Raw genomic sequence first — 8,086 nt, forward strand, 5'->3', positions numbered from 1 at the left:
CGGCAGTTGGAGCACCTGATCGAGGTGACGGAGTTGCCGCATGTGACGTTGCAGGTGGTGCCGTTTCATCTGGGGGGTCATGCGGCGGCGGGTGGTCCGTTCAGTATTTTGCGGTTCGCGGAGCCGGATCTGCCGGATGTGGTGTATTTGGAGCAGTTGACGTCTGCTTTGTATTTGGACAAGCGTGAGGATGTGGATAATTATCTGGCGGTGATGGAGCGGTTGTGCATCGACGCCGAGCCCGCCACCCGCATCCGCGACACCCTCGGGCGCATCCTCAAGGAGCTCTGACTCCCGAGCCCGCCGGCTCACCCCTTCCGCCCACCGCCTACGGTTTGCGGCCGACGCCGCCCAGCATCCACGCCTTCTCCGGCGACCGGGCGGCCAGCGGATTCTCCGGGCGCCACTCACGTACGTACACCAGACCGGGGTCGACCAGCTCGAACCCGTCGAAGAACGGCAGCACTTGATCCCGCGTCCGCGCCGCCGTCTCGCCCGGCCGGTCCAGAATCGCCCGGTAGATCTCCTCGATCGGTTCGACGACGTCCGGGCGAGTGTCGAAGACGACGTGGGTGATGGCCAGGTGACTGCCGGACGGAACCGCGTCCCGCAGCCACGCCACGCTCTTGAACGGGTCATCCGAATGCGGGATGAAATGCAGCGCACCACAGACCACGAGGGCGAGCGGCTCTTCGAGATCGATCAGCCCGTGCAGACCGCACTCGGTGAGGAACGCCTCCGGGTGCAGGATGTCCCCCTCCACGACCGCCGTGCGCGAACTGTCGATGAGGATCGCCCGCGCGTGTGAGAGGACGACCGGGTCCTTCTCGACATACACCACTCGCGCGTCGGATGTCACGGATCGGGCGATCTCATGGCTGTTGCGCTGGGTCGGCAGCCCCGAACCGATGTCGATGAACTGCCGGATGCCCTGCTCGGCGAGGAAACGGACCGCGCGGCGGAGGAAGAGGCGGTTCTCCAGCGCGATTTCCCTGATCTCCGGTGCGATCGCGAGTAGGTTGCCGACGGCCTCCCGGTCGGCGGCGAAATTGTCCTTCCCGCCGAGGAGGTAGTCGTTCATCCGTGCGACATTTGGAACACTCGTGTCCACGTCGGCCAGGCCATGGCGGGGCACGTCCGTCACAACTCACCTTTCTCGGATTAACAGCCCTTACTGTGCCAGCCGATACCCATCGGATTCAATGCCTAACAGCGTTTCCGCTTCCCCCAGTGCGACGCCGGGCGTCGGCCTCCTCGGCGTGGCGGCGGGCGTCCTCAGCCGTGCGTGCGGCACGGTCGCACTCGCGTTGGGCGACCTGCTCGTGCCGGCCGGCCTCCGCGCGCTCGGCCTCGGCGGCCTTCACCTGTCTCCGCAACTCCTCGAGGCGTCGGTCGGCGGCCGCGACGGCCTCCCGCGCGGCGTCCCGCCCGGACTCCCACTGGGCGAGCGAGCGTTCGGCCTCTTCGGCCCGCTCCGCGGCGGCCCGCGCCTCCTCCGCCAGCCGCCGCGCCCTGACACGGGGATCCTCCTCCCGAGTGGGCCGCTTCCCCCGCGCTTCCGTCGGCTCCGCCTTCTTTCGGCGATGCGTCACCGACGGTGCCACGGCGCCGAGCGGCCCGAAGCCGGCGTGGCTCAGCGCGTGCTCCAGCCGCCCGGCCCCTACGGCCTCGGCCGCGGAGGGATCGGCGATGGCGGCCTGGAGCGTGTCCTCGACCTCCCGGCTCTGGGCCTCGTTCAGCGGCCGGCCCGCCTCCTTCGCCAGCTCTCGCGCCCGGCGGACCAGCCCGTCCACCAGCGCGCCCCGCTCGCGTTCCAGCTCGCCCACGTCGCCGCCGGACGACCACGCCTCGCGCATCCGCTCGCCGAGCCCGAGCAGCGGCTCGATGCCGCCGTCGCGGACCAGGTGGTTGACGGCCCACGCGGAGACGGTCGGACGGCGCAGCGCGGTGAGGCGGCGGGCGTCCTCGCGCGGCAGCTCACCGGCCAGCCGCTTGCGCGTGGCGGTGAACTCGGACGGGGGGACGCCGTAGAGCCGGTCGGCGGCGGTGTCGAAATCCACCCCCTCATGATTCCCCGCGCGAAAGACGACACAAGGTGTCTGCTTTCGCTGCCAGCATCCCCGGCGACAGGAAAGGGGACAGGCATGACACTGCAGGGAAAGGTCGCCCTGGTCGCCGGAGGCACCCGCGGAGCGGGGCGGGCCATCGCGGTCGAACTCGGCCGGGCCGGCGCGACCGTGTACGTCACCGGGCGGACGACGCGCGAGCGGCGCTCGGAGCTGAACCGGCCCGAGACGATCGAGGACACCGCCGACCTGGTGACCAAGGCGGGCGGCGAGGGCATCGCCGTCGCCGTGGACCACCTCGAACCCGGCCAGGTACGCGACCTCGTCGACCGGATCGACCGCGAGCGCGGCCGGCTCGACGTACTCGTCAACGACATCTGGGGCGGCGACGTGTACCTCCAATTCGACCGGCGGCTCTGGGAGCACTCCCTCGATGACGGGCTGCGGATGCTCCGCCTCGGCATCGACACGCATGCCATCACCAGCCACTGCGCGCTGCCGCTGCTCATCCGCCGGCCCGGTGGCCTGGTCGTCGAGATGACGGACGGAACGGCCGAGTACAACGCCGCCTACCGCGCCGACGCCGGGTTCTTCTACGACCTCGTCAAGGTCGCCGCGCAGCGGATGGCCCTGGCCCAGGCGGAGGAACTGCGCCCGCACGGCGGCACGGCCGTCGCGGTCACGCCGGGCTGGCTCCGGTCCGAGGCGATGCTGGAGATCTTCGGCGTCACCGAGGAGACCTGGCGGGACGCCACCGCCGAGCAGCCGCACTTCTGCGTCTCCGAGTCGCCGTCGTACGTCGGCCGGGCCGTGGCGGCGCTGGCCGCCGACCCCGACGTGGCCCGCTGGACCGGGCGGACGCTGTCGAGCGGCGAACTCGCGCGCGTCTACGGCTTCACCGACGTCGACGGCACGCGCCCGGACGCCTGGCGGTACCTCACCGAGGTCCGCGACGCCGGCCTGCCGGCCGACGACACCGGCTACCGCTGACCCCTCGGGCTTTGCGCCGAGGGTTTCCGTCGCCATGACGACGAAAAGTCTCGGCCTACGCCGACGCGGTCGGGGATCTGTCGGTGGTCGGGACCGGCCGGTGATCCCGGTGTCAGACCTGGGACGGGTCCGGGGCGTACAGGCGGTTCATCCGCAGGGCGGCGTCCGCGAGGAGGGCGCGCAGCTCCGGTGGCTCCAGGACCTCCACCTCCGGGCCGAGGCGGAGGAGCTGTGAGTAGGCGACCTCGACGGACTCGACGGGCAGGGTGACGGTGACCCTGCCCTGGTCATCGGGCGCGCTCGCCGACGTCAACGCGTCCGGCAGGGCGACCGGGTCCGCGACGTGACGCAGCGCCCGCAGCCCCGCCGGTGTCAGCCGTACGGTGGCCCGGGTCCTGAGCAGCGAGCGCTCGAAATCCTCCGCCCGCTCGTCCCAGAACGCGGCCAGGTCGAAGCTCTCGTCGCGGACGAAGCGCTCCGATCCGGTCCGTACGCCCTCGAAGCGGTCCACGCGGTACACCAGGAAACGGTCTCCGGTACGGCCGACGGCGTACCAGACTCCGGCCTTGAGCACCAGGCCGTACGGTTCGAGGGTGCGGTCGACGACCTGCTCGCCGCGCCGGTAACGGACGGTCGCGACCCGATCGCCCCACACGGCCTGGGAGAGCTCCGGCAGCAGCGGCGGCCGGTCGGCGACCCGGAACCACGCGGGAGCGTCCAGGTGGAACCGCTGCGCGGCGGTCTCGGAGGCGTCGCGCAGCTCCGGCAGCAGCGCGGCCGAGACCTTCAGCCGGGCGGCGAGCGCGGCGTCGCCCAGGCCCATGTCGCGCAGCGGACCGGGCACCCCCGACAGGAACAGCGCCTCGGCCTCGGCCCGGCCCAGCCCGGTGAGCCGGGTCCGGTACCCCTCCAGAAGCCGGTAGCCGCCGCCCCGGCCGCGGTCGGCGTACACCGGCACGCCCGCCTCCGCGAGCGCCAGCATGTCCCGGGTGATGGTGCGTTCGGAGACCTCGAGCCGCCGGGCCAGCTCCCCGGCGGTCATGGATTCGCGGCTCTGCAACAGCAGGACCAGGGAGATGAGTCGCGCCGCCCGCATCCCCCGAGGCTAGCGGAGGCACCCGGCAGGGCCGGTGCGGCGGGGCCGCGGCCGCTCTGTGCCGAGGATTTCCGTCGCCATGACGACGGAAATCCTCGGCACAGAGGTCCACGGCGATGTCAGGCCAGGTCGAAGCGGCGGGCTGACGCGTTCTCCTGGGCCATCCGGCGCAGGGCGAGCAGGACCCGCTCGTACAGGACGTTGGTCGCGATGGCGGTCTGCACGGCCCGCTCGCGGTCCTCGTCGACCAACAGCCCGGCGACCTCGTGGTCCGCGATGAGCTCGGCGGCCTCGATGTACGGGCGAAGGTCGCGCAGGACGATCGGCAGGCCCAGCCCGCGCAGCGCCGCGAACGCCTGCGCGAGCAGATCGCGGGCGGGCGCGTCCGGCACCACGCGCCAGCCGAGCTCGGCGATGACCGCGTCCACGTCCTGGCGGGCGGCCCGCCAGCCGGAGTCCTCGGGCTGCGGCTCGGCACGCGGGCCGAGGGCGTACTGCGCCTTCCCCAGCAGCCGGTGGAGCGCGACGGCGTCGTCGTCGACGGCGGCGACGATCTGCTGTACCGACGCGATCGGCAGGCCACCGACCTCCCGGAGGGCCTTGATGAGACGGAGCCGGTGCAGATGCCGGCCGTCGTACTCCGCCCGGGTCGCCGCGGTGGCCGTCCCCTTCGGAAGGAGCCCCTCCCGGATGTAGTACTTGATCGTCTGAACCGGCAGCCCGCTCCGGTCGCTGAGCTCGGAGATCTTCATCTGCCCCCCTGGCCGGGACACTATCGCCGTACGACCGCCGGGGAGTCGCGGTTCCCGAGTCTCGGTATCCGACGGACGCTCAGCCGGGCGTCGCGTCCGAGCCGAGGTCTCCGGCGGGCGCGCAGCCGGGGGAGCCGCATCCTGGTCTCGGTATCCGACGGACGCTCAGCCGGGACTCGCGTCCGAGTCCCGGTGTCTGGAGGAGGGGCAGCCGGGGATCGCGTCCGAGTCCCGGTGTTCGACGGACGGGTCAGCAGGGGGGCGCGGCCGGGGCTCGGTGTCTGAAGGACGGGTCAGCCGCGGCGCATCGTTTCGGAGATCTTTTCTGCGGCGGCGAGCACGGGCGGTGCGTGCATCCGGCCGGGGGCGCGTGAGAGCCGCTCGATCGGTCCGGACACCGAGATGGCCGCGATCACCCGGCCGCCGGTGCCGCGGATCGGCGCGGACACCGAGGCGACCCCCTGCTCGCGCTCGCCGACGCTCTGCGCCCAGCCCCGGCGTCGTACGGAGGCCAGCGTCGTCGCGGTGAACTTCGCGCCGCGCAGCCCCCGGTGCAGGCGGTCGGGCTCCTCCCAGGCCAGCAGGATCTGCGCGGCGGAGCCGGCGACCATCGGCAGGGCGCTGCCGACCGGGACGGTGTCGCGCAGGCCGCTCATCCGCTCGGCCGCGGCGACGCACACGCGCACGTCGCCCTGCCGCCGGTAGAGCTGGGCGCTCTCGCCGGTCAGGTCCCGCAACTGGGTCAGGATCGGCTGGGCGATGGCGAGCAGGCGGTCCTCTCCGGCGGCGGCGGCCAGCTCGGCCAGCCGGGGGCCGAGGATGAACCGGCCCTGGGTGTCCCGGTGGACCATCCGATGGTGCTCCAGCGCGACGGCGAGCCGGTGGGCGGTGGGCCGGGCCAAGCCGGTGGTCTGCACCAGCTGGGCGAGGGAGGCCGGGCCGGCCTCCAGGGCGTTCAGGACCAGAACCGCTTTGTCCAGCACGCCGACTCCGCTAGAGTTGTCCATGCTTCGATACTGCCGTCTCGGAATCTGAGATGCAAGTCGCGGGCAGAGGAGCTACCGAACCGGAAGAGGTGGAGTGATGGGCCGAACACTTGCGGACAAGGTCTACGACGCGCACGTTGTACGGAGCGCCGAGGGCGAGCCGGACGTTCTCTACATCGACCTCCACCTCATCCACGAGGTCACGAGCCCCCAGGCCTTCGACGGCCTGCGCATGGCGAACCGCACGGTCCGGCGGCCGGACCTGACGATCGCCACCGAGGACCACAACGTCCCGACCACCGACATCCTCGCGCCGATCGCCGACCCGGTGTCGCGCACCCAGGTCGAGACGCTGCGCAAGAACTGCGCCGAGTTCGGCGTCCGCCTGCACCCGATGGGCGACGCCGGCCAGGGCATCGTCCACGTCATCGGCCCGCAGCTGGGGCTGACCCAGCCGGGCATGACGGTCGTCTGCGGCGACTCGCACACCTCCACGCACGGCGCGTTCGGCGCGCTGGCGTTCGGCATCGGCACCAGCGAGGTCGAGCACGTCCTCGCCACCCAGACGCTGCCGCAGCGCCGGCCCAAGATGATGGCCGTCACCGTCAACGGCGAGCTGCCGTACGGCGTGACCGCCAAGGACCTCATCCTGGCGATCATCGCGAAGATCGGCACGGGCGGCGGCCAGGGCCACATCATCGAGTACCGCGGCGAGGCCATCCGGTCGCTGTCGATGGAGGGCCGCATGACGGTCTGCAACATGTCCATCGAGGCGGGCGCGCGGGCCGGCATGATCGCGCCGGACGAGACGACGTTCGCCTACCTCGAGGGCCGCCCGCACGCGCCGTCCGGGGCCGACTGGGAGGCCGCCAAGGAGTACTGGCGGTCTCTGCGCACCGACGACGACGCGACGTTCGACAAGGAGGTCGTCATCGACGCCTCCGAGCTCACGCCGTTCGTCACGTGGGGCACCAACCCCGGCCAGGGCGCGCCGCTCGCGGCGAGCGTTCCGGAGCCGGCCTCCTTCGGGGACCCGACGCACCGCGCCGCCGCCGAGCGCGCGCTGGAGTACATGGGCCTGACCGCCGGCACCCCGCTGCGGGACGTCACCGTCGACACCGTGTTCGTCGGGTCCTGCACCAACGGCCGGATCGAGGACCTGCGCGCGGCGGCCGAGGTGATCAAGGGTCGCAAGGTCGCCGACGGCGTGCGGATGCTGATCGTGCCGGGCTCGATGAAGGTCAAGGCACAGGCCGAGGAGGAGGGCCTGAACGAGGTCTTCAAGGCCGCGGGCGCCGAGTGGCGCGAGGCGGGCTGCTCGATGTGCCTGGGCATGAACCCCGACCAGCTCAAGCCGGGGGAGCGCAGCGCCTCGACCTCCAACCGCAACTTCGAGGGCCGGCAGGGCAAGGGCGGCCGCACCCACCTGGTCTCGCCCGCCGTCGCCGCCGCCACCGCCGTCACCGGGCGTCTGACCGCCCCGGCCGACCTGTAATCGGGAGCCAGTCATGGAAGCCTTCACCACCCACACGGGCCGCGCCGTGCCGCTGCGGCGCAGCAACGTCGACACCGACCAGATCATCCCGGCGGTCTGGCTCAAGCAGGTCAGCCGCACCGGGTTCGAGAAGGGCCTGTTCGCGGCCTGGCGCGAGGACCCGGAGTTCGTCCTGAACCGCCCTGAGTACCAGGGCGCGTCGATCCTCGTCGCCGGGCCCGACTTCGGCACCGGCTCCTCGCGCGAGCACGCCGTCTGGGCGCTGCAGCAGTACGGCTTCCGCGCCGTCGTGTCGGCGCGGTTCGGCGACATCTTCCGCAACAACGCCACGAAGGCGGGCCTGCTGCCGATCCAGCTCCCCGAGGACGTCGTCGAGGGCCTGCAGGACAAGATCGCGGCGAACCCCGCGAAGGAGTTCACCATCGATCTGGCGGCCCGCGAGCTGCGCTGCGACGAGGGCGGCGTGCAGACGTTCGAGATCGACGACTACACCCGCTGGCGGCTGCTGGAGGGCCTGGACGACATCGGCCTGACCCTGCGCAACGCCGACGCCATCACCGACTTCGAGGCCAAGCGGCAGCCCTGGCTCCCCGTGACCGCCTGATCGTCCGCACCCGTACGGTGGAGGGGCCGGCAGCGTACGCTGCCGGCCCCCCCAACCAAAAAGGGCGGGGGTGGGGAGTGTTTTAAAAAAAAAAGGG

9 protein-coding genes are annotated in these 8,086 nt (G+C 71.9%); 4 read left to right on the forward strand and 5 right to left on the reverse strand.

Annotated elements, in window-relative coordinates:
- Nucleotides 1-291 (forward strand): Scr1 family TA system antitoxin-like transcriptional regulator (locus AB0L00_RS37310; protein ID WP_364442144.1); only part of this gene is annotated, 291 nt, incomplete at its 5' end.
- Between the two features lie 37 nt (nt 292-328).
- Here AB0L00_RS37310 and AB0L00_RS37315 read toward each other — a convergent pair.
- Nucleotides 329-1,144, reverse strand: a complete 816-nt coding sequence (locus tag AB0L00_RS37315) for an SAM-dependent methyltransferase (RefSeq protein WP_364442146.1) — start codon at nt 1,142-1,144, stop codon at nt 329-331.
- A 55-nt stretch (nt 1,145-1,199) separates the two neighbouring features.
- On the reverse strand, nt 1,200-2,060 hold the full coding sequence (locus AB0L00_RS37320) for a hypothetical protein (protein WP_364442147.1): 861 nt from the start codon (nt 2,058-2,060) through the stop codon (nt 1,200-1,202).
- 84 nt (nt 2,061-2,144) lie between these two features.
- Between AB0L00_RS37320 and AB0L00_RS37325 the strand changes: the two genes are divergently transcribed.
- Nucleotides 2,145-3,056: an SDR family oxidoreductase gene (locus AB0L00_RS37325; protein WP_364442149.1), complete on the forward strand. Its 912-nt coding sequence runs from the start codon at nt 2,145-2,147 to the stop codon at nt 3,054-3,056.
- A 112-nt stretch (nt 3,057-3,168) separates the two neighbouring features.
- Here AB0L00_RS37325 and AB0L00_RS37330 read toward each other — a convergent pair whose 3' ends face one another.
- The 3 genes from AB0L00_RS37330 to AB0L00_RS37340 all read right to left on the reverse strand — a co-directional run bounded on the left by AB0L00_RS37330 (nt 3,169) and on the right by AB0L00_RS37340 (nt 5,911).
- On the reverse strand, nt 3,169-4,152 hold the full coding sequence (locus tag AB0L00_RS37330; RefSeq protein WP_364442151.1) for a WYL domain-containing protein: 984 nt from the start codon (nt 4,150-4,152) through the stop codon (nt 3,169-3,171).
- A gap of 119 nt (nt 4,153-4,271) precedes the next feature.
- On the reverse strand, nt 4,272-4,904 hold the full coding sequence (locus tag AB0L00_RS37335) for a MerR family transcriptional regulator (RefSeq protein WP_364442152.1): 633 nt from the start codon (nt 4,902-4,904) through the stop codon (nt 4,272-4,274).
- A gap of 293 nt (nt 4,905-5,197) precedes the next feature.
- Nucleotides 5,198-5,911, reverse strand: a complete 714-nt coding sequence (locus tag AB0L00_RS37340; RefSeq protein WP_345361027.1) for an IclR family transcriptional regulator — start codon at nt 5,909-5,911, stop codon at nt 5,198-5,200.
- A gap of 76 nt (nt 5,912-5,987) precedes the next feature.
- Here AB0L00_RS37340 and leuC point away from each other — a divergent pair, with 76 nt between their 5' ends.
- Together leuC and leuD are read left to right on the forward strand one after the other, a co-directional pair.
- Nucleotides 5,988-7,385: a 3-isopropylmalate dehydratase large subunit gene (gene leuC / locus AB0L00_RS37345; protein ID WP_345361030.1), complete on the forward strand. Its 1,398-nt coding sequence runs from the start codon at nt 5,988-5,990 to the stop codon at nt 7,383-7,385.
- A gap of 13 nt (nt 7,386-7,398) precedes the next feature.
- Entirely contained in the window at nt 7,399-7,989 is a 591-nt protein-coding gene (gene leuD, locus AB0L00_RS37350; RefSeq protein ID WP_345361033.1) for a 3-isopropylmalate dehydratase small subunit, read from the forward strand.
- Nucleotides 7,990-8,086: the final 97 nt, after the last annotated feature.

It is taken from the genome of Actinoallomurus sp. NPDC052308 (genome assembly GCF_040679195.1).
Classification (GTDB): Bacteria; Actinomycetota; Actinomycetes; order Streptosporangiales; family Streptosporangiaceae; genus Actinoallomurus; species Actinoallomurus liliacearum.

Bases quoted from the DNA above. Each gene is read 5' to 3' on its own strand.
- AB0L00_RS37340 (WP_345361027.1), bottom strand. From the start codon at position 5,911: ATGGACAACTCTAGCGGAGTCGGCGTGCTGGACAAAGCGGTTCTGGTC.
- leuC (WP_345361030.1), top strand. From the start codon at position 5,988: ATGGGCCGAACACTTGCGGACAAGGTCTACGACGCGCACGTTGTACGG.
- AB0L00_RS37330 (WP_364442151.1), bottom strand. From the start codon at position 4,152: ATGCGGGCGGCGCGACTCATCTCCCTGGTCCTGCTGTTGCAGAGCCGC.
- AB0L00_RS37325 (WP_364442149.1), top strand. From the start codon at position 2,145: ATGACACTGCAGGGAAAGGTCGCCCTGGTCGCCGGAGGCACCCGCGGA.
- AB0L00_RS37335 (WP_364442152.1), bottom strand. From the start codon at position 4,904: ATGAAGATCTCCGAGCTCAGCGACCGGAGCGGGCTGCCGGTTCAGACG.
- leuD (WP_345361033.1), top strand. From the start codon at position 7,399: ATGGAAGCCTTCACCACCCACACGGGCCGCGCCGTGCCGCTGCGGCGC.